Below are 20453 nucleotides of genomic sequence, written 5' to 3' on the forward strand. Positions count from 1 at the left end.
GGCGTCGGGGGCGGATCGTGTCCGCCTCCTGGGGAATGCTGGCACGCTTCGCGCCGGGGCGGGCGCCCTTGCAGGCGGACCCGCGGCCTGAGCCGCTCCGCCGCTCCCCCGCGACGGGACCGCTCACGCACGAGACGGCCCCTCCCGGAAGGGGAGGAGCCGTCTCGGGGTGGGGCTACTGGGAGACGTCGGCTCCGAAGTAGCGCTCGGAGATGGAGGCGAGGGTGCCGTCCTCGCGCAGCTCGTCGAGGGCGGAGTCGACGGCCTCGACGAGGTCGTCCGAGCCCTTCGGGAAGGTGAAGGCGCTCTCGGAGGTGTCGTCGGTGGTGACGGCGACCTTGAGGCCCGCGGCCTGGTCGGGGTAGGTCGTGGACCAGTCGAGCCAGGTGAGGCGGTCGTTCACGGTCGCGTCGACGCGGCCCTGCTCGACGAGGGCGATGGCCTGCGCCCAGCCCTCGACGCCCTCGACCTCGGCGCCGTTCTCCTGCGCGACGGTGTACCAGTTGCTCGAGAGCGACTGCGCGGTGGTCTTGCCGGAGAGGCCGGCGAGGTCGGTGATCGAGGTGTCGCTCGAGGGGACGATCACGACGCCGGGGCTGACCGAGTACGGCTCCGAGAAGTCGTACTTCGCCTCGCGCTCGTCGTTGATCGAGACCTGGTTCGCGATCACGTCGAAGCGCGCTCCGTCCAGGCCCGCGAACATGGCGTCCCACTGCGTCTCCTGGAAGTCGGGCTCGACGCCCAGCTTCTCGGCCACGGCGGTGATCACGTCGACGTCGTAGCCGGTGAGAGCTCCGGTCCCGCCGTCGGCGTGGAAGGAGAAGGGCGGGTAGGTGCCCTCGGTGCCGATGGTGAGCTTCCCCGACTCCTCGACCTCGGCCAGGGTCAGGCCCGAGCTCGCGGAGGCGGTGCCCTCGCCGCTCGAGCCGGAGACCACGTCGTCGGTCGAGGCGGGCGCGCAGCCGGCGAGGACCAGGGCGGCGGCGGCGGCGGTCGTGCCGAGCAGGACGCGCAGGGAGGTGCGGGCGGAGAGGGTCACGGTGTTGTCCTTCGGTGCATCACGGAGTCGTGGCGGTCCCGCTGCGCCGGATGCGGCGCGGGGATCGACGAGGGGACGGGTCGTCCCGGGGCGGACCGCTGCTCGGCGGAACCGCCCGGAGTGACGATAACCAGTGGAGGGGGCGGCCCTATTCCCGGATGTCGCCGTGTGACGCCGGGAGTCCGGCCAGGAAGTGCTCGGCACCGGCGACCTCGTCGCTCGTGAGGCCCGCCGCCGACTCCGGACGCACCAGGTGGAAGGGGGTGCTCTGCTCGCGGGCCCAGTCGTAGGCGTCCTCGTGGAGGTTGTCGTCGATCCACACCACGGCGTCGATCGCGCCGCGCTCGGCGGCCGCCTCCAGCCACACCGCGACGGGCTGGAGCTTGCCCGTCCGGCCCGGGAACCGCGGGTCGCGCGGGAGGCCGCCGTCGAAGACGATCGCCTCCGTGCCCGCCGGCAGCCCGAGGTCCTGGGCGAGGACCCGCGTCAAGCGCGGCGGCCAGGTCGTGGCCCACACGATCGTGCCGACCGCGGCCAGGCGGGCGACGAGCGCCGCCCGCTCCGGCTCGAGCTCCAGGCGGTGCGAGCCCGAGGCGCGATCGCTGCGGACGGAGGGGTTCAGGACGCCGTCGACGTCGAGCAGGATCAGGGCGGCCATGCCTGTCACCGTAGCGGCGGCGGGGCGGATCGCGCGAGGAGCGCTAGCGTGACGGGATGCCTCCGTCCCTCCTGCTGCCGGGAGGCCGCACAGCCGCGCTGGGGCCGGATCCCGTGCGGCCGGAGGCGCTGCTGCTCACGGTCGACGGCGCGGAGCAGTCGCTGATCGATCCGGGTGATCCCCGGGCTCTGCACCTCGAGTACCTCGCGCGCCTCGGCGCGGTGGTCGACGCCGCCGCCCCTCCCGGTGAGCCGCTGCGCGTGCTGCACCTCGGAGCCGGAGCCCTGGCCCTGGCCCGGTATGTCGCCGCGACCCGGCCGGGCTCCGAGCAGCTCGCGGTGGAGAGCGCGGCGGGACTCGTGGAGTTCGTGCTCGAGCACGCGCCGCTCCCCCGCGGCGCGCGCGTCCGGTTCCTCACGGCCGACGCCGCAGGGCCCCTGCCGCCCTGGAGCGCCGACCTCGTCGTGCTCGACGTCTACGACGGGGCCGAGATCCCGGAGGCGTTCTACCGCGCGTCCGTCCTCGCTCCGCTCGCCGCCCGCGTCGGCGCCGACGGGCTCCTCGCGGTCAACGTCGCCGACGACGCCGACCACCGGAGGCTGGACCGCCTGCGCGGGGTCGTCCGGGAGCTGCTCCCGGTCACCGCAGCGGTCGGATCGACGGCCTTCGTCGAGGGGCGCACCGGCGGGAACGCGATCCTGCTCGCCTCAGGCTCGGCGCTCGCCGACCACGTCGCCGGCCGCCTGCTGCGCGCCGGCCCGCACCCGGTCTCCGCCGCGGCGGATGGCGACGTCGTGGTCGCCGAGGTGGCGGTAGAAGTCGACCCGTGAGTCGAGGGTGACGCCGGTCTCGAGGTACTTGGCGCGGATCCGCTTGATGTAGGTGCGGACGGTGTGCTCGGCGACGCTGAGGTCGACCGCGACGGTGCGGACCGCGGCACCCGCTCCGTAGGCGCGCATCACACGGCTCTCCTGCGGGCTCAGCACCGGGCGGCGCTCCTCGCGCCCGTGCACGAGCCGGTGGCGGGCGGTGTCCGAGATCCAGGTCCGGCCGGAGGCGACCGAGACGACCGCCGCCGCGAGCTCGCTGGGGTCGTCGCCCTTCCAGACGTAGGCCGCCCTCTCCCGTCGCAGCACGGCCCGCACCGGCTCCAGGGAGTCGGAGGAGGAGAGCACGACGAGGCCGACGGTCCGGGCCGCCGCACGCTCGAGGGTGTCGGCCACCTCCTCGCCGGGCACGCCGTCCAGGTCGAGGACCGCGATGCGGTCGACGCCCTCCTCGTCGTGCGAGAACTGCGGCAGCAGCTGCGCGAGCAGCGCCTGCAGCGCGGCGCGCTCGATCGCTGGTCCGTCGACGACGGCCAGCGTGAACCGATCGAATCCGGTCACGGGGGTCCCCTAGCAGGGGCAGGTTCGGGTCCGCCCCGGCTGCACCGTAGCGGTCCGCGACGTCGTCGTGCACGTGATGGGACATTCCGTCTCAGTGGGAGGACGCCCCCAGAGCGCTCCGGATCGGCTCACGGAGCGCGTGGAGGACCACCCGCGGCACCGTCTCCGGCTAGTGTCCCTCTCCATGGACGACAGCGCAGAGGGCTCCCGGCGGGCCCGGAGGATCCCCGCGGAGCAGGTCCGCAGCCGCATGATCGCCACGGCGCGCGACGTCGTCTCGAACCACGGCCTCACGGTGAGCTTCGCGCACCTGCCCATGGAGGAGTACATCCGCCTGGCCGGCGTGCCGCGCAGCTCCGTCTACCGGATCTGGAGCACGCGTGAGGAGTTCGTGGCCGACCTGGTCGGCGAGGTCTTCGTGCGGGACCGGTACGCGGAGGGCGCCGATCCCGAGGCCCAGCAGGAGATGCGCGAGGTCTACGAGCGCTCCACCGATCTGCTCTCCACGGCCGCCGGCCGCCGCCGGGTCGCCTGGGAGACCATCCGCATCGGCGCGCGGGCCAATGCCGAGTCGCTCCGCCGCTCCGCCGACTGGTCGTCGTACAACGCGCTGCTCGCCTGCACCTTCTCGATGGAGGAGGGGCCTGCACGCGACGCCGTGCGCGCCACGGCGAAGCGGATCGAGGGCATGCTCACGCGCCGGATGCGCGACTTCTACGAGGAGACGCTGCAGGTCTTCGGCGGGACGATGCGCCCGGGATTCACGACGCTCCAGCTCGCCCACCTCACCGCGATCGTGATCGACGGGCTCGCCCACCGCGGCCGGCTCCTCGACGACGACCTCGACGCTCCGGTGACCGCCCCCGGCCTCGACGGCGAGCCGGTCGAGTGGACCCTGGCGGCCTGGACGATCCGCTCGATCGTCGACGGGATGCTGGAGCCGGTCGCGGAGGACTGAGCGGACCTCGCGACCCGGATCACTCGTCCGGTTCGGTGAACCCGTCGATCAGCAGCAGCACCGACACCACCGCCAGTGACGGCCCCTCGGGATCGGCCGGGTCGAGCGGGCCGGTCACCAGCTCCGGTGCCGCGATCCGCGCGATGCACAGCCCCTCGATCAGGGCCGAGACGGCGGAGGCGAGAGCGGCGGAGCCGCGGTCCGGGCGCAACCGGAGCCCCGCCTCGGCGAGGGTGTGCTCGTAGTACTTCGCCATGTTGTCGATGAAGTGCAGCTGGCGGGCGCGCAGAGCGGATCCGATGGCGGTCCGCGCCGGCTCCTCGTGCGAGCCGACCGCGCCGGCGAGAGCGATGAAGTTGCGCCAGTGCTGCGACGAGAAGACGTTGTCGACGTTCGCGTCGACGGCGACCCGGACGGAGGCGATCAGGGCCTCGCGGCGCTGCGCCGGGGTCGGCTCGGGGTCGAGGCTGCGGTGGAGGTGGGAGTTCCCGGCCCGCAGGGACGGCTGGTCGAGGCGGGTGGCGAGGACCCGCTCCGGGATCGCGGCGATCAGCTCGTCGTAGAACGACTGGCGGGTGGGCCAGATCCGGTACACGGTGCTGCGCGGAACACCCGCCGAGCGAATGACGTCCTCGAGGGGCAGGTGGGCGACTCCGACGCGCAGGCCCTCGGCGCGGACGACCGCGAGAGCGGCGTCCAGCAGGCGGGTGCGGACCTGCTCGCGGGTCAGGCGGGGAGGACGCGCCGACTCCTCCGCATCGAGGGGGTCGTCGCTCATCAGGCCTCCGGCGCCGGGATGCACGGAGGACGTCTCCGACATCTGCTGTCCAGCCGAGCGTACCCGGAGGGAGCGCGGAACGTGAGAGGAGATCGGAGACGGGCGCGGCCCGCGCATGCGGCTCGGGTGCCGCGCGGGCCGCGCTGCCTGTCCCCCAGGCGGCCTCCCCATGGGCCGGTCCGACCGTATGCTTCCCGACAGACGTCCGTCAACTGACGCGACATGATGTCTCCTCGGCGGTGTCCGCCGACCGGTCACGAGGACCGCCTCCGCGACTCCTCCGCCGCCGGGAGCGGCCTCGCCGCGGTCTGCGCTCGAGAGGCGTGCGGAGCGGACAGCTCGCCCGCGACGACGTCCGACACGACGCCGGTGGCGTGCTCGACGAGGTCGACGTTCCGGGTCAGCCGCGCGTGGTGGCACGGGCTCGCGTCGACGTCGACCACGAGCTTCGCGAAGCGCAGAGCGTCGCCGAGCCGCGCGAACGGCGAGAGCTCGGCGACGAGGGACGGCACGTCCGCTGCGGCGAGGTAGGTGTAGCGGCAGGTCGAGACCACGTAGTCGTCGACTCCGGCCGTCGCCGATCCGGTCGCGACCATGATGTCGCCGAGGTCGACCGGGGCGCTGGCCAGGCCGAGCGCCACCGCGGCGGTCACCTGGATGTCACCCACCAGCGCCGTCACGTGGACACCGGCGGGCCAGTGCGGCAGGGAGCCGAGCTCGGTCGACCCCGTCCGCAGTCCCTTGCCCGCCGCCGAGGCGAGGGCGTCGATCATCGGCACTCCCGTGCACTCCCCCGCGTGCTCGGCGTCCTCCGAGACGGCGTCCCCGCAGGAGGCGAGCATCGCCGAGACGCTCAGCCGGCTCTGCGGGTCCAGTCCTGCGATCACCGCGGGGCTGACCTGACCGGAGTCGTCGACCATCCGTCCGAGGCGCTCCGCGACGTCGGATCCCGTGTTCGGGGTGCCGAAGGTGAGGACGGACGAGACCATCGAGGCGACGGCGGTCCCGTCGACCGAGCCGCTCAGCGCCTGGCGGGCGGCGAGCCCTCCCATCGAGTGCGCGACGACGACGGCGCGGTGCCCGGTCGCGGAGACGAGGCAGGCGATCGAGGAGGCGAGCGCGTCGCTGATGCCCGGGTCGGTGACCCAGCGCGCAGCGAGCCGGCGGTAGTCGAAGGTGTAGACCGCGGCGCCGTCGATCTGCTGCAGCCGGCCGAGGAGGGACGGCGCGGGAGCGTCGAGCGGAGCGGTCGCCGACTCCGACGACACCATGTCCACGAGATGGGAGAAGGCCCCTGTGCGGTCGGCGTCGTGCGTCGCCGTGCCCAGCCAGCCGTGCAGCATCACGATGGGGACCAGCGCGGCGGCGGAGCGCGGCCGGACGTCGTCGCCCGCGAGCACGGGAGCCAGCTCCGCGACGCCGCAGGACGAGGGAGCGACCGCCTCGGCCGCCTCCGCCCGCCCCGCGGGCACCATGACGACGCCGACCACCACGAGCAGTGCGGCCAGCACGACGATCACGAGTCTCATCCGCGCGTTTCCTCACGTGCCGCGACCAGGACGGGGAACGGGTACAGGCTCGACCCGACGAGCACTCATCGAGTCAATCACCCCGCTCCTGCGGGGAGGGCCGCTCGTCGCGAACGGGCGGCCCCCCGTGCGGGTGACCGCGGGCCGGGGACGACGAAGGCCCCGCCGGTGTCCCGACGGGGCCTTCGATCGTTCAGCTCACCTGGATCAGCTGTAGTTGCCCGGCTCGTAGCCGTCGCTCGAGAACGAGTCGAAGTCGACGAACGAGAGGTCGGCGTCGCTGAACGCGGCGTCGTCGGCGAAGATGCGGTTGGGGTACCGCTCGGCCTTCGCCTCCTCGGTCGCCTCGACCGACACGTTCCGGTACTTGGGCAGACCGGTTCCCGCCGGGATCAGCTTTCCGATGATCACGTTCTCCTTCAGGCCCATCAGCGGGTCGCGCTTGCCCTCCATGGCCGCCTGCGTGAGGACGCGGGTGGTCTCCTGGAAGGACGCGGCCGACAGCCACGACTCGGTCGCGAGCGAGGCCTTGGTGATGCCCATGACCTCCTGGCGGGCGGACGCGGTCCGCTTGCCCTCGGTCAGAGCCGCACGGTTGACCTCGCTGTAGCGCGAGCGGTCGACGAGCTCGCCCGGCAGCAGCTCCGTGTCGCCGTGGTCGACCACGGTGACCTTGCGGAGCATCTGACGCACGATGACCTCGATGTGCTTGTCGTGGATCGGCACACCCTGCGAGCGGTAGACGCCCTGGACGCCGCCCACCAGGTGCTTCTGGACCTCGCGGACGCCCAGCACGCGCAGGACCTCCTTGGGGTCGACCGTTCCGACGTGCAGCTGCTGCCCGAGCTCGACGTGCTGGCCGTCCTCGATGAGGAGCTGCGAGCGCTTGAGCACCGGGTAGATGACCGCCTCGTCGCCGTTGTCCGGCTGGAGGATGACGCGGCGGGCACGGTCGGTGTCCTCGATGGTGATCCGGCCGGCGGCCTCCGCGATCGGCGACGCGCCCTTGGGGGTGCGGGCCTCGAAGAGCTCCTGCACGCGGGGAAGACCCTGCGTGATGTCGTCGGCCGAGGCCGATCCACCGGTGTGGAAGGTGCGCATCGTGAGCTGCGTGCCGGGCTCGCCGATCGACTGGGCCGCGATGATGCCGACGGCCTCTCCGATGTCGACGAGCTTGCCGGTGGCGAGCGAGCGGCCGTAGCAGGCCGCGCAGACGCCGACGGCGGACTCGCAGGTCAGGACGGAGCGCACCTTGATGTGGCGCACGCCCGCTCCGACCAGCTTCTCGATGAGCACGTCGCCCACGTCCTCGCCGGCCTCGGCGACGAGCTCGCCGGCCTCGTTCGACGCCGGGGTGGCGAGCGAACGGGCGTAGACGGAGTTCTCGACGTTGGAGTCCTTGATCCAGGCGCCGGTGGCGTCCTGGAGCATGATCGGCAGGTCGAGGCCCTTCGAGGTGCCGCAGTCCTCCTCGCGGATGATGACGTCCTGCGAGACGTCGACGAGTCGACGCGTCAGGTAGCCCGAGTCCGCGGTGCGGAGCGCGGTGTCGGCCAGGCCCTTGCGGGCACCGTGCGTGGCGATGAAGTACTCGGCGACCGACAGGCCCTCGCGGTACGAGGAGATGATCGGTCGGGCGATGATCTCGCCCTTCGGGTTGTTCACCAGGCCTCGCATGCCGGCGATGTTGCGCACCTGCAGCCAGTTGCCTCGGGCACCGGAGGTGACCATGCGGTTGATGGTGTTGTCCGTCGGGAAGTTCGCGCGCATGGCCTTGGCGACCTCGTCGGTCGCCTCGGTCCAGATCTTCACGAGCTCCTGGCGGCGCTCGGCCTGAGTGGTCAGACCCTTGTCGTACTCGGACTCGACCTTCGCGGCCTTCTTCTCGTAGCCCGCGATGATCTCGGGCTTCGACGGAGGCGTGAGGATGTCGGACAGCGCCACGGTGACACCCGAGCGGGTGGCCCAGTAGAAGCCGGCGTCCTTGATCCGGTCGAGGGAGGCGGCGACCTCCACCTTCGGGTAGCGCTCCGCGAGGTCGTTGACGATCCCGGAGATGGTCGTCTTGTCGGCGACCTGCTCGAAGTAGGGGTAGTCGACCGGCAGCGCCTCGTTGAAGAGGGCGCGGCCGAGCGTGGTCTCGAGAAGGACCGGCGCGGTGACCTTGCCGTTCTCGTCGATCTCGACGCCCTCGGGTGCCTGACCCTGCGCGAAGTACACGTCCGACATGCGGATCCTGACCTTCGAGTTCAAGTGCAGCGAGCCCTGGTCCTTCGCGAGGATCGCCTCCGAGACGGAGGAGAACGCGCGGCCCTCGCCGGCGGCGCCCTCGCGGATCGTCGTCAGGTGGTGGAGGCCGATGATCATGTCCTGCGTGGGCAGGGTGACCGGACGGCCGTCCGAGGGCTTGAGGATGTTGTTCGACGCGAGCATCAGGATGCGCGCCTCGGCCTGGGCCTCGACGGACAGCGGCAGGTGGACGGCCATCTGGTCGCCGTCGAAGTCCGCGTTGAACGCGGCGCAGACGAGCGGGTGCAGCTGGATCGCCTTGCCCTCGACCAGCTGGGGCTCGAAGGCCTGGATGCCGAGACGGTGCAGCGTGGGCGCACGGTTCAGCAGGACGGGGCGCTCGCGGATGATCTCCTCGAGCACGTCCCACACCTGCGGGCGCGAGCGCTCCACCATGCGCTTGGCGGCCTTGATGTTCTGCGCGTGCGACAGGTCGATCAGGCGCTTGATCACGAACGGCTTGAACAGCTCCAGCGCCATCTGCTTGGGCAGACCGCACTGGTGCAGCTTGAGCTGCGGGCCGACGATGATGACCGAGCGTCCCGAGTAGTCGACGCGCTTGCCCAGCAGGTTCTGGCGGAAGCGACCCTGCTTTCCCTTGAGCATGTCGCTCAGGGACTTGAGGGCGCGGTTGCCGGTTCCGGTGACGGGGCGGCCGCGGCGGCCGTTGTCGAAGAGGGCGTCGACCGCCTCCTGGAGCATGCGCTTCTCGTTGTTCACGATGATCTCGGGGGCACCGAGGTCGAGCAGGCGGCGGAGTCGGTTGTTGCGGTTGATCACGCGACGGTAGAGGTCGTTCAGGTCGCTGGTCGCGAACCGGCCTCCGTCGAGCTGCACCATCGGGCGCAGCTCCGGCGGGATGACCGGGACGACGTCGAGGACCATCGCGGCCGGCGAGTTGCCGGTGGCGAGGAACGAGTTGACGACGCGCAGGCGCTTGATGGCGCGGATCTTCTTCTGACCCTTGCCCTCGGCGATCTGCAGGTGCAGCGTCTCGGCCTCGGCCTGGAGGTCGAACTGCTCGAGGCGCTTCTTGATCGCCTCGGCGCCCATGTAGGCCTCGAAGTAGACGCCGTACCGGTCGACGAGCTCGTTGAAGACCGCGTCCTCGGGCTTGAGGTCGCCGACCTTGAGGGTGCGGAACTGCTCCCACACGCTCTCGAGCCGCGCGATGTCCTCGTCGAAGGACTTGCGGATCTGGCCCATCTCCTTCTCGGCGCCGTCCTTGGTGCGGCGCTTCTGGTCGCTCTTGGCGCCCTCCGCCTCCAGGGCGGCGAGGTCGGTCTCCAGGCGCGCCAGACGGTCCGCGATGCGGGAGTCGCGCTGGTCCGAGAGGGTCTTGATCTCGAGCCGGAGCTCGTTCTCGAGGCCGGGCATGTCGGCGTGACGGCCGTCGTCGTCCACGTCGATGATCATGTACGCCGCGAAGTAGATGACCTTCTCGAGGTCCTTCGGCGCCATGTCCAGCAGGTATCCGAGGCGCGAGGGGACGCCCTTGAAGTACCAGATGTGGGTGACGGGGGCGGCGAGCTCGATGTGGCCCATCCGCTCGCGGCGGACCGAGGACTTGGTGACCTCGACGCCGCAGCGCTCGCAGACGATGCCCTTGAAGCGGACTCGCTTGTACTTGCCGCAGGAGCACTCCCAGTCGCGAGAGGGTCCGAAGATCTGCTCGCCGAACAGGCCGTCCTTCTCGGGCTTCAGGGTGCGGTAGTTGATGGTCTCGGGCTTCTTCACTTCACCGTGCGACCAGCGACGGATGTCATCGGCCGTTGCGAGGCCGATGCGCAGCTCATCGAAAGTGGTTACGTCGAGCAATGTTTTCTCCTTGTCGGAAAACAGGGTGTCTCGTCAGAGACGGGAGGTCGTCAGATGCTGGCGCGGATCAGATGTCGTCGACGGAGGACGACTCGAACCGGGAGGAGATGTTGATGCCGAGCTCTTCCGCGGCGCGGTAGACCTCGTCATCCGTGTCGCGCAGGCTGACCGCGGTGCCGTCGGCCGAGAGGACCTCGACGTTCAGGCACAGGGACTGCATCTCCTTGATGAGGACCTTGAAGGACTCCGGGATGCCGGGCTCCTGGATGTTCTCGCCCTTGACGATGGCCTCGTACACCTTCACGCGGCCGAGGATGTCGTCCGACTTGATGGTGAGGAGCTCCTGGAGGGCGTAGGCGGCGCCGTAGGCCTCGAGGGCCCACACCTCCATCTCGCCGAAGCGCTGTCCGCCGAACTGCGCCTTACCACCGAGCGGCTGCTGGGTGATCATCGAGTACGGGCCCGTCGAGCGCGCGTGGATCTTGTCGTCGACGAGGTGGTGCAGCTTCAGGATGTACATGTAGCCGACCGAGACCGGGTCCGGGAAGGGCTCCCCGGAGCGGCCGTCGAACAGCTGCGTCTTGCCGGACGAGCCGATCAGGCGCTCTCCGTCGCGCGTCGGGGTGGTGGAGTCGAGGAGCCCTGCGAGCTCCTCCTCCGCCGCACCGTCGAAGACGGGGGTCGCGACCTTGGTGCCGGGCGCCGCCTCGCGGGCGTGCTCGGGCAGGCGCGCGGCCCACTCCGGCTGGCCCTCGACCTTCCAGCCCTGCTTCGCGATCCACCCGAGGTGGATCTCGAGGACCTGGCCGAAGTTCATGCGGCCGGGGACGCCGAGCGGGTTGAGGACGATGTCGACCGGGGTGCCGTCGGCGAGGAACGGCATGTCCTCGACCGGCAGGATCTTCGAGATGACGCCCTTGTTGCCGTGGCGGCCGGCGAGCTTGTCGCCCTCGGTGATCTTGCGCTTCTGGGCGATGTAGACGACCACGCGCTGGTTGACGCCCGAGCCGAGCTCGTCGTCGCCGTCCTGCGCGTCGAACACCTTGACGCCGATGATCGTGCCCTGCTCGCCGTGGGGCACCTTCAGCGACGTGTCGCGGACCTCGCGGCTCTTCTCGTTGAAGATCGCGCGGAGCAGGCGCTCCTCGGCCGAGAGCTCGGTCTCGCCCTTGGGCGTGACCTTGCCGACGAGGATGTCGCCGGGGCGGACCTCGGCGCCGATGCGGATGATGCCGCGCTCGTCCAGGTCGGCCAGGAGCTCCGGGCTGACGTTGGGGAGGTCGCGGGTGATCTCCTCCTTGCCGAGCTTGGTGTCGCGGGCGTCGACCTCGTACTCCTCGATGTGGATCGAGGAGAGGACGTCGTCCTTCACCAGGTTCTGGCTGAGGATGATCGCGTCCTCGAAGTTGTGGCCCTCCCACGGCATGAACGCGACGAGCAGGTTCTTGCCCAGCGCGAGCTCGCCGTTCTCGGTGGCGGGGCCGTCGGCGACGACCTCGCCGACCTCGATGCGCTCGCCGGCCGAGACGACCACGCGGTTGTTGTACGAGGTGCCCTGGTTGGAGCGGTCGAACTTGCGGAGGAAGTAGGTCTGCATGCCGCCCTCGTCCAGCTGGACGGTGACGGAGTCGGCGGAGACCTCCTGGACGACACCGGCCTTGTCGGCGGTGATGACGTCGCCGGCGTCGATGGCCGCGAAGCCCTCCATGCCGGTTCCGACGACGGGCGACTCGCTGCGCAGCAGCGGGACGGCCTGACGCTGCATGTTCGCGCCCATGAGCGCGCGGTTCGCGTCGTCGTGCTCGAGGAACGGGATCAGCGAGGTCGCGACCGAGACCATCTGGCGCGGCGAGACGTCCATGTAGTGGACGCGCTCGGCGTCGACGAGCTCGACCTCTCCGCCCTTGGGGCGGACGAGGACCTTGCCCTCCGCGAAGCGGAAGTCCTTCGTGAGGGGGGCGTTCGCCTGGGCGACCAGGTACTCGTCCTCCTCGGACGCGGTGAGGTAGTCGATCTGCGAGGTGACGGTGCCGTCGACGACCTTGCGGTACGGGGTCTCGATGAATCCGAAGGAGTTGATGCGCGCGAAGGACGCGAGCGATCCGATCAGGCCGATGTTCGGGCCTTCCGGGGTCTCGATCGGGCACATGCGGCCGTAGTGCGAGGGGTGGACGTCGCGGACCTCGACGCCGGCGCGCTCACGGGAGAGTCCGCCGGGGCCGAGCGCCGACAGGCGGCGCTTGTGGGTCAGACCCGCGAGCGGGTTGTTCTGGTCCATGAACTGCGACAGCTGGCTGGTCCCGAAGAACTCCTTGATCGCGGCGACGACGGGGCGCACGTTGATCAGGGTCTGCGGGGTGATCGCCTCGATGTCCTGCGTGGTCATGCGCTCGCGGACGACGCGCTCCATGCGGGACAGTCCGGTGCGGACCTGGTTCTGGATCAGCTCGCCGACCGCGCGGATGCGGCGGTTGCCGAAGTGGTCGATGTCGTCGACGTCGAGACGCAGCTCGACCGGCTCGCCGTCGCGCACGCCGGGGAGGGCGGTGCGGCCGTCGTGCAGGGCGACCAGGTACTTGATGGTCGCGATGATGTCCTCGACCGTGAGCACCGAGTCGGACAGCGCCTTGTCGATGCCGAGCTTGCGGTTGATCTTGTAGCGGCCGACCTTCGCGAGGTCGTAGCGCTTGGAGTTGAAGTAGAAGTTGTCCAGCAGCGCGCGGGCGGCCTCGGCGGCGACCTGCTCGCCCGGACGGAGCTTGCGGTAGATGTCGCGGAGGGCGTCCTCCTTGGTGAGGATGTTGTCCTTCTCGAGGGTCAGCTCGATCGACTCGTAGCCGGCGAACTGCTCGAGGATCTCCTCGCTCGTCAGGCCGAGGGCCTTGAGGAACACGGTGACCGACTGCTTGCGCTTGCGGTCGATGCGCACGCCGACCTGGTCGCGCTTGTCGATCTCGAACTCGAGCCAGGCGCCGCGGCTCGGGATGACGCGGGCGGAGTAGATGTCCTTGTCGGACGTCTTCTCCTGCTGGCGCTCGAAGTAGACGCCGGGGCTGCGCACGAGCTGGGACACGACGACACGCTCGGTGCCGTTGATGATGAACGTGCCCTTCTCGGTCATCAGCGGGAAGTCGCCCATGAAGACCGTCTGGGTCTTGATCTCACCCGTGAGGTGGTTCATGAACTCGGCCTCGACGTACAGCGGAGCGGCGTAGGTCTTGCCGCGCTCCTTGCACTCCTCGATCGTGTACTTCTCGGGCTCGAGGTACGGGTTCGTGAAGCTCAGCTGCATCGTCTCGCTGAGGTCCTCGATCGGGGAGATCTCCTCGAAGATCTCGTCGAGGCCGGAGTTGGCGGGGAGGTCCTCCCGGCCGGCGGCCTTCGCCTCGGCGACGCGGGTCTTCCACGCCTCCGAGCCGACGAGCCAGTCGAAGCTCTCGGTCTGCAGCGCGAGCAGATCCGGAACGGTCAGGGTGTCGCTGATCTTGGCGAACGAGAGACGCGAAGCTCCGCGTCCGTTCTTGGGTGAGGTGGTGGTCGCGGTGGACGCAGCAGCCAAGGAAGGAACCTCCGTAGACCCTCGCGGGTCTCAATCTGTGGGATGTGTGGAGTGGGCTCCCGCCGGACGGGCCGCCACCCCTGCCTGCACGCCGTGCGGACCGAGGCGACTCGGTCTTGGGGGCGGGGCTAGAGTGTGGCAACGGCATCCACCATCTGATGCCGGGTTCCGGTGACCTGCCGACCGCGATATGAGGGCATGGGTACTCGGGAGCGCAAAGTACGAATATAGCCGCATCGCGCCACGCCGCGCAAGTGCGGATGCTTGCGCCGCCCCGCGGGGTCCGGTATACGAGGCCACGGCCTGCCGGATCGATCCGACCGGGCCGGGCGCGGAGCCCCGCCGTCCCGCCGCCGCGGCAGACTGGTCGGATGCAGGAACGCACCGGCCGCCGACGCGGAGACGACTCCGAGCACCCCCGCGCCGTGCTCGCCAGCGGGTACACCGCGCGGATCGAGCCCGACCGCCACTCGCCCGAGGCGGCGACCCTGGTCGTCGACGGCACTCCGCAGTCGCACGTCGACCTCGCGGATCCGACGCACCTCTCGTTCGAGTACGTCCGCCGGATCGGCCACGCGATCGACCTCGTCGCCCCCGAGGGCGAGAGCGTCACGGCGCTCCACCTGGGCGCCGGAGCGCTGACCCTCCCCCGCTACGTCGCCGCGACCCGGCCGGGCTCGCGCCAGCAGGTCGTCGAGATCGAGGGCGCTCTGGTCGAGCTGGTGCGCGAGGCGCTCCCGCTCCCCCGCGGGGCGCAGATCCGCATCCGCCAGGGCGACGCCCGCGAGGTGCTCGGCAAGCTGCCGCCCGGGCTGCGCGGCACGGTCGACGTGGTCGTCGTCGACATCTTCTCGGGCGCGCGCACTCCCGCGCACGTGACCAGCGCCGAGTTCTACGGGGCGATCGCGCCGCTGCTCGCCCCCGGCGGCCTGGTCGCGGTGAACGTGGCCGACGGCGGCGCGCTCGCCTTCGCCCGCGCCCAGGCCGCGACGCTCGCCTCCGTCTTCGCGCACACCGCGATCATGACCGACACCCAGATGCTCAAGGCCAAGCGCTTCGGGAACGTGGTGATGCTCGCCTCGGCCGATCCGCTGCCGCTCGACGGCCTGCCGCGGCGCCTCGCCTCCGACCCCGCGCCCTCCAAGCTGGTGCAGGGGCGGGAGCTCGAGAACTTCATCGCCGGCGCCCTCGTCGTCACGGACGAGACCGCCACCCCGTCGCCGCTGCCGGCGCGGAGCGTCTTCCAGGTGCGACGGGGCTGACCCGGGCCGCGCGTCGGGGCGCCGTCCGGGGACCCGCCGGTACACTCGACGCCGGGGTCAGCGACCCCGACCGTCCTCTCGTCCGCCGCGCGCGACGATCCGGATCCGCACTCCACGAGGAAGCATCGCCCTGAGCATCATCATCCGCCACGACCCCGCGACCCTCCACGAGGAGATCGACGTCGACGCCGCCCAGGAGCGCCTGGAGGAGATCGGCGCGCTGCGCAGCCTCGCCGCGCTCACCGAGAAGGCGGAGCTGCTGCGCCTGCTCGGGCGCGTCGACGAGGCGTGGGACCTCGCGAACGAGGCCGTCCGCCGCACCCGCTTCTCCGGCGACCGCGCCGAGCTGCTCACCGCCCGTGTCCGCCGCGCCCGCCTCATGCAGCTGCGGGGCCGCACCGACGAGGCCCTCTCGGAGCTCGCGCTCTGCGTCGAGGAGGCGCGCACGCACGAGTGGCACCTCGAGCACTCCTTCGCGCTCAAGCACCGCGGCCTCACCTTCTTCGAGCTGGGCGAGTACGGCCGGGCGATGCGCGACTTCGACGCCGCGACCGCCCTCGGCGAGCGCGTCGGGGTCCCCGAGGAGGAGCTCGAGGTCGCGCGCCTGGGCTACGCCGCCGCCTCCGAGTTCCAGGACGGGACCGACCGCGAAGCCCGCACCGACGGCACCGCCCGCGGCCGCCGCCGCGCCGACGGCGACGAGTCCTAGGCAGCGCCACCGGTGGCCGACCTCGAGGACGTGGCCCGCTGGGCCGACGCGCTGATCGAGGAGCACCTCGACCCCTCCTGGTCCTTCGCGCTCGACCACGCGCGCACCCGCGGCGGCGCCTGCCACTGGACGCGCCGCCGGATCACGGTCTCGCGCCACCTCGCAGCCCGCTGGGGCGACGAGGAGGTCCGGCAGACCCTCCTGCACGAGGTCGCTCACGCGCTCGCGGGGCCCGACGCCGGGCACGGACCGCAGTGGCGGCGGATCGCGGCGCGGCTCGGCTACACGGGATCGCGCACCCACAGCAACCCGACCGCGGACGAGCTCGCGCCGTGGGTCGGCACCTGCCCGGGCGGACACCTCTTCTACCGCCATCGCCGGCCCACCCGGCCCCTGGCCTGCGGCCGCTGCGCGCGCCGGTTCGAGCCCGCGAACGCGATCCAGTGGCGGCGCCGACCGGTCCCGGCGCCGTGACCGCGGACGAGGCCCCGCACGGCGGGCGCACGCCGGTCACCGGGCAGTGGCTCCCCGAGGCCGACGGCCGGCGCTGGTGGTTCGACTCCGGAAGCCTCGCACTCGACTTCGCCACGACGGGAGCACTGCCTCCGGGAGCGGCCGAGCACCTCGACTCCGATGCCGCCCTGGCCGGCTGGCTCGCCGAGCGCTTCGAGGCGGTCGGCCCCGAGAGCCGGGACGCGCGCCTCGACGACGCGCTGATGCTCCGGGGCGCGATCGCCCGGCTGGCCGTCGCGGCCGAGGCCGGCACCGCGCTCGACCCGCGCGACGTCGACGTGGTCAACCTGGTCGCGGCGATGCCCGACATCCCACCGGTGCTGAGCGGCGGGTCGCGGCAGGCAGGACGGCTCCATGCGGCGGGCAGGCAGGCGCTCGCGTCCATCGCCCGCGAGGCCGTGGCGCTGCTGGGCCCGGCCGCGACCGGACGGCTGCGGCGCTGCGCGGATCCGGAGTGCCGGATGCTCTACCTCGACACGTCCCGCGCCGGCTCGCGCCGCTGGTGCTCGATGCAGCGCTGCGGGAACCGGTCGAAGGTCCGGGCCTATCGGGCGCGCGCCGCAACCCCGCGCGGCTGACGCACCGCCGCGGCACCGGGAGCGGCGCCGCGGCGGGACGGGTCAGTCGGAGACGCGGACCGAGCGGTCGAAGGCGACGTAGCCCGAGAAGTCCTTGCCGACGCGGTCGAACGCCGTCGGGTAGGGGTGCGGGTACGACCAGGCCTTGTCCTTCTGCAGGCCGTCGCCGGTCTGCACCGAGAAGTACTGGCACTCGCCCTTCCACGGGCAGGTGTAGGGCGTGGGGCTCTCGACGAGCACGCCCTCGGCGATGCTCGACGGCGGGAAGTACCAGTTGCCCTCGATCGAGATCAGGTCGGAGTCGGGGGCGTCGGCGAGGACGACGTCGTTGAGGACGGCTTTCATGCGGGCCAGCTTTCGGTCGGGGCGGGGGGCGGAGGGACCGCCTCCGCCGAACGCTACGCCGGGGGCGGGCGAGTGGTCGAGGCGGCGGCTCGGATCCGCAGGGGCTTGTGCGCTCCGCGGACGCCCTGCACCGCTCGGAGGCCGCGCCCGCCGGAGCGGCGGGTCAGCGAAGGACCGCCACCTCGTCGACGGTGTCGACCCGGGCGGCGGCGCGGACCTCGTCCGCCCGCCCCTCGGCGGCGAGCAGGCGGCCGGACTCGGACGCGGTGAGCAGGTGCGCGCACGCCCGGCGCAGGCCCTCGTAGGACGCGCAGGCCACCGCGGCCTCGGGCGAGACGTGGTCGATGCCCAGTCCGATGAGCGCGTCGACGACGGCGCCGGCCGCCAGCTGGTCCTCCATCGCGAACCGCGCCGCTCCGCTGTCATCGATGTCGCCGAGGGCGATCACGTTGACGCTGGTGCGCCCGCCGTTCTCGTGCTGGCGCTCCAGGATCCAGCGGGCGACGGCCGAGCGGTCGGCCAGGCCCGCGCGGACGACGCGGCCCTCCACACCCCCGAGGTCGGGGCCCTCGCCTCCGGGCAGAGCGTCGACGAGCACCGTGACGTGGGCGGGAGCGAGCACGCGGAGAGCGCGGGCGCCCCACTCGAAGCGGATCTGGTAGGTCGACTGGTCGACGGAGGCGGCGGGAGCGGTCACCCTGACACGGTAGCGAGCACCGGAGGCGCATACACGTCCGGGGCTCCGCGCGCACCCGGTTCCCGCGCAGGGGCGGGCGGAGGAGGATGTCCCTCGTGAAGGTGATGCTCAAGCACGTGCTCGACACCGACGCCGACTCCGCCTGGCGCGCCCTGCAGAGTCCGGCCGTGTTCCGGGAGGTGATGTCCCCGCTCCTGACCGCCGCGTCGCTGGACGAGGGCGGCTTCCGCCCGACCTGGGGGCTCGGCTCCCACGAGGTCGCGATGGACGCCCTCGGGATCGTGCCGATGGGCGCGCAGGAGATCGACCTCTCCTACCGCCGCGTCCCCTCGATGCCCGACGTGCGGATCCTGCGCGACAGCGGCGGGCCCCTCACCGGCTCCCTCCGCCTGATCACCGCGTGGGACCACCGCATGGCCGTCGCCCCGCTCCCCGACGGGCGCACGCTCTTCCGCGACCGCCTCGAGTTCTCGGCGGGCCTCGCCTCGGCCGCGCTCTGGCCGTCGATGTGGGCGTTCTGGCAGTGGCGCGGCATCCGCATCCGCTCCCTCGCCCCGTCCTGGCGCCACGATCTCGGTGCCGACACCCGCCCGCGCGGGGAGTCCGCCGCATGAGCCCCGACGGCGTCGCCGAGGAGGAGACCGAGCTGTCGCGCTCGGAGCTCCTGCGCCTCCAGTGGCCCTCCGCCGACGAGGAGGAGCAGGACGACGACGGCGTCTCGCCCCGCCGCCGCCTCACGACCGCGGTCGAGGTGTCGGACTGGCGCCGCCACGTCCAGGCCCTCTACGCGGAGGTGCGCCGGCTCTCGAACGTGGACCTGCTCGCCGCGCACGCGTCCTGGATCCGCGGGCGCAACGCGCTCTTCGCGCAGCACCCCTCCACCCCCCTCCTCCCGGCCGACCGCGCGCACTTCCGCTCGCTGCCGATCGCGCCCTACGACGCGGCCTGGCGCTTCGAGCTCGAGGTGGCCCCGGCCGAGGAGGCGCGGCGGATGGACGTGGAGACCGGCACCGACGGCACCGTCCCCTTCGAGCTGATCGGCACGGTCGAGGTGCCGGACGCCGGCAGCCTCGACGTCTGGCGCCTCGCGTCCTACGGCGGAGGCCTGTTCCTGCCGGTCAAGGACGCCCTCGCGGGGACACCCGGCGGCACCTACGGCGGCGGCCGCTACCTCCTGGACACCGTGAAGGGCGCCGACCTCGGTCCGGGCTCCGCCCCGGGGACGCTGGTCCTCGACTTCAACTTCGCCTACAACCCCTCCTGCGCCTACGACCCGGCCTGGGCCTGCCCGCTCGCCCAGGCGGGCAACCGGCTGCCGGTCGAGGTGCCGGTCGGCGAGCGCTACCGGGGCTGACGCCGACCCTGGACGTTCTCGGAGGGGCGGCCGATAGCCTCCGGGCGGCGCCGTCGTGCGCCGGAAAGCAGGAAAGCCGCATGCCCCGTCCCGTCCTCCTCGTCACCGGAACCTCCACCGGCATCGGCCGCGCCACCGCGATCGAGGCCGCGCGCGCGGGCTGGCGGGTGGTCGCCACCGTGCGGGATCCGGAGCGGGCGGAGGGCCTGCGCGCCGCCGCCGCCGAGGCCCGCGTCGAGCTCGACCTGCGGGCGCTCGACGTGACCGACGCGGACTCCGTCGCCGGCTGCCTCCGCGCCGTGGAGGAGGAGCTCGGCGGTCTCGACGCCCTCGTGAACAACGCCGGAGCCGGCCACCTCGGCACCCTCGAGCTGGAGGATCCGGAGGAGCTGCGCCGCGTGATGGAGGTCAACTTCTTCGGCACCGTCGCGGTCACCCGCGCCGCGATGCCGATGCTGCGCTCGTCCCGCGGCCGCATCGTCACCGTCTCGAGCGTCGGCGGCGCGATCGGGCAGCCGTTCAACGAGGACTACTGCGCGGCGAAGTTCGCGGTCGAGGGGTTCTTCGAGGCGCTCGCCCCCGTCGCCGCCTCCGTCGGCGTCCACGTGTCGCTGATCGAGCCGGGAGCGGTCCGCAGCAGCTTCGTCGAGAACGTCGGCATCGACGCGGCGGCGATGCTCGCGCAGGCCGGCCCCTACGCGCCGGCGCTCGGCGCCTACCTCGACCGCGCCGCGTCGTCCTTCTCCTCGACCCACGCGCAGGACCCGTCCGACGTCGCCGCCGTCATCCTGAAGACCCTGCGCGACCCGGAGCCGGCCTTCCGCGTGCAGACCTCGGACTGGGCCGGCGACTTCGTCGGGACCAAGCTGAGCGACCGCGACGGCTCCCGCGTGCAGGCCGCGATGCGCGGATGGATCGGCATCCACTAGAGTGGGATGGTGCGAGCGCAGCGACTGCGCTCCCCCGCGTCGTAGAACGC

The 20453-nt window shown here is 72.0% G+C and carries 17 protein-coding genes; 8 read left to right on the forward strand and 9 right to left on the reverse strand.

Going from position 1 to position 20453, the window contains the following annotated elements:
* Positions 1-175 precede the first annotated feature (175 nt).
* The 3 genes from C5C39_RS01620 to C5C39_RS01630 form a co-directional block, all read right to left on the reverse strand.
* Positions 176-1039, reverse strand: coding sequence for an amino acid ABC transporter substrate-binding protein (locus C5C39_RS01620; RefSeq protein ID WP_374953606.1), 864 nt, complete (start codon positions 1037-1039; stop codon positions 176-178).
* 148 nt (positions 1040-1187) lie between these two features.
* Entirely contained in the window at positions 1188-1697 is a 510-nt protein-coding gene (locus tag C5C39_RS01625; protein ID WP_104233923.1) for an HAD domain-containing protein, read from the reverse strand.
* Positions 1698-2404: 707 nt separating this feature from the next.
* Positions 2405-3085 carry a LuxR C-terminal-related transcriptional regulator gene (locus tag C5C39_RS01630; RefSeq protein ID WP_104255699.1) on the reverse strand — a complete coding sequence of 227 codons (681 nt, stop codon included), beginning with the start codon at positions 3083-3085 and terminating at the stop codon, positions 2405-2407.
* A 184-nt stretch (positions 3086-3269) separates the two neighbouring features.
* On the opposite strand from C5C39_RS01630, the gene C5C39_RS01635 reads away from it, so the two are divergent.
* Entirely contained in the window at positions 3270-4043 is a 774-nt protein-coding gene (locus C5C39_RS01635) for a hypothetical protein (RefSeq protein ID WP_146076607.1), read from the forward strand.
* Positions 4044-4062: 19 nt separating this feature from the next.
* Here C5C39_RS01635 and C5C39_RS01640 read toward each other — a convergent pair whose 3' ends face one another.
* From C5C39_RS01640 to rpoB, 4 genes are all read right to left on the reverse strand, one after another.
* Positions 4063-4821: a TetR/AcrR family transcriptional regulator gene (locus C5C39_RS01640; protein WP_146082149.1), complete on the reverse strand. Its 759-nt coding sequence runs from the start codon at positions 4819-4821 to the stop codon at positions 4063-4065.
* 254 nt (positions 4822-5075) lie between these two features.
* Entirely contained in the window at positions 5076-6350 is a 1275-nt protein-coding gene (locus tag C5C39_RS01645; RefSeq protein WP_104352474.1) for a triacylglycerol lipase, read from the reverse strand.
* Between the two features lie 207 nt (positions 6351-6557).
* Entirely contained in the window at positions 6558-10457 is a 3900-nt protein-coding gene (locus tag C5C39_RS01650; protein WP_104224580.1) for a DNA-directed RNA polymerase subunit beta', read from the reverse strand.
* A 67-nt stretch (positions 10458-10524) separates the two neighbouring features.
* The gene (gene rpoB / locus C5C39_RS01655; RefSeq protein WP_104352475.1) at positions 10525-14016 is read right to left on the reverse strand and encodes a DNA-directed RNA polymerase subunit beta; all 3492 of its coding nucleotides are present in this window, start codon (positions 14014-14016) and stop codon (positions 10525-10527) included.
* 371 nt (positions 14017-14387) lie between these two features.
* On the opposite strand from rpoB, the gene C5C39_RS01660 reads away from it, so the two are divergent.
* From C5C39_RS01660 to C5C39_RS01675, 4 genes are all read left to right on the forward strand, one after another.
* Positions 14388-15278 carry a spermidine synthase gene (locus C5C39_RS01660; RefSeq protein WP_104238078.1) on the forward strand — a complete coding sequence of 297 codons (891 nt, stop codon included), beginning with the start codon at positions 14388-14390 and terminating at the stop codon, positions 15276-15278.
* 379 nt (positions 15279-15657) lie between these two features.
* Positions 15658-15987, forward strand: a complete 330-nt coding sequence (locus C5C39_RS17355; RefSeq protein ID WP_181027192.1) for a hypothetical protein — start codon at positions 15658-15660, stop codon at positions 15985-15987.
* A gap of 12 nt (positions 15988-15999) precedes the next feature.
* Entirely contained in the window at positions 16000-16461 is a 462-nt protein-coding gene (locus C5C39_RS01670; protein WP_104352476.1) for a SprT-like domain-containing protein, read from the forward strand.
* Positions 16458-17078, forward strand: coding sequence for a CGNR zinc finger domain-containing protein (locus C5C39_RS01675; RefSeq protein WP_104352490.1), 621 nt, complete (start codon positions 16458-16460; stop codon positions 17076-17078). The genes C5C39_RS01670 and C5C39_RS01675 overlap by 4 nt, the downstream gene beginning before the upstream one ends.
* Before the next feature lie 42 nt (positions 17079-17120).
* Here the strand turns inward: C5C39_RS01675 and C5C39_RS01680 are convergent, their stop codons facing one another.
* The gene (locus tag C5C39_RS01680) at positions 17121-17423 is read right to left on the reverse strand and encodes a DUF427 domain-containing protein (protein ID WP_104224584.1); all 303 of its coding nucleotides are present in this window, start codon (positions 17421-17423) and stop codon (positions 17121-17123) included.
* 163 nt (positions 17424-17586) lie between these two features.
* Entirely contained in the window at positions 17587-18120 is a 534-nt protein-coding gene (locus C5C39_RS01685; RefSeq protein ID WP_104352477.1) for a 2-phosphosulfolactate phosphatase, read from the reverse strand.
* Between the two features lie 86 nt (positions 18121-18206).
* Here C5C39_RS01685 and C5C39_RS01690 point away from each other — a divergent pair, with 86 nt between their 5' ends.
* The 3 genes from C5C39_RS01690 (at position 18207) to C5C39_RS01700 (ending at position 20403) form a co-directional block, all read left to right on the forward strand.
* Positions 18207-18734: a hypothetical protein gene (locus C5C39_RS01690; protein ID WP_244248113.1), complete on the forward strand. Its 528-nt coding sequence runs from the start codon at positions 18207-18209 to the stop codon at positions 18732-18734.
* Positions 18731-19474: a DUF1684 domain-containing protein gene (locus tag C5C39_RS01695; RefSeq protein ID WP_104260906.1), complete on the forward strand. Its 744-nt coding sequence runs from the start codon at positions 18731-18733 to the stop codon at positions 19472-19474. Before C5C39_RS01690 ends, C5C39_RS01695 begins: the two co-directional genes overlap by 4 nt.
* 80 nt (positions 19475-19554) lie before the next feature.
* Positions 19555-20403 carry an SDR family oxidoreductase gene (locus C5C39_RS01700; protein WP_104269391.1) on the forward strand — a complete coding sequence of 283 codons (849 nt, stop codon included), beginning with the start codon at positions 19555-19557 and terminating at the stop codon, positions 20401-20403.
* Positions 20404-20453: the final 50 nt, after the last annotated feature.

Origin of the sequence: Rathayibacter sp. AY1F3 (genome assembly GCF_002931975.1) — a bacterium.
In the GTDB taxonomy this organism is placed as follows: domain Bacteria; phylum Actinomycetota; class Actinomycetes; order Actinomycetales; family Microbacteriaceae; genus Rathayibacter.

Bases quoted from the DNA above. Each gene is read 5' to 3' on its own strand.
- C5C39_RS01695 (WP_104260906.1), top strand. From the start codon at position 18,731: ATGAGCCCCGACGGCGTCGCCGAGGAGGAGACCGAGCTGTCGCGCTCG.
- C5C39_RS17355 (WP_181027192.1), top strand. From the start codon at position 15,658: ATGCAGCTGCGGGGCCGCACCGACGAGGCCCTCTCGGAGCTCGCGCTC.
- C5C39_RS01700 (WP_104269391.1), top strand. From the start codon at position 19,555: ATGCCCCGTCCCGTCCTCCTCGTCACCGGAACCTCCACCGGCATCGGC.
- C5C39_RS01690 (WP_244248113.1), top strand. From the start codon at position 18,207: ATGTCCCTCGTGAAGGTGATGCTCAAGCACGTGCTCGACACCGACGCC.
- C5C39_RS01660 (WP_104238078.1), top strand. From the start codon at position 14,388: ATGCAGGAACGCACCGGCCGCCGACGCGGAGACGACTCCGAGCACCCC.
- C5C39_RS01640 (WP_146082149.1), bottom strand. From the start codon at position 4,821: ATGAGCGACGACCCCCTCGATGCGGAGGAGTCGGCGCGTCCTCCCCGC.
- C5C39_RS01635 (WP_146076607.1), top strand. From the start codon at position 3,270: ATGGACGACAGCGCAGAGGGCTCCCGGCGGGCCCGGAGGATCCCCGCG.
- C5C39_RS01645 (WP_104352474.1), bottom strand. From the start codon at position 6,350: ATGAGACTCGTGATCGTCGTGCTGGCCGCACTGCTCGTGGTGGTCGGC.
- C5C39_RS01680 (WP_104224584.1), bottom strand. From the start codon at position 17,423: ATGAAAGCCGTCCTCAACGACGTCGTCCTCGCCGACGCCCCCGACTCC.
- C5C39_RS01625 (WP_104233923.1), bottom strand. From the start codon at position 1,697: ATGGCCGCCCTGATCCTGCTCGACGTCGACGGCGTCCTGAACCCCTCC.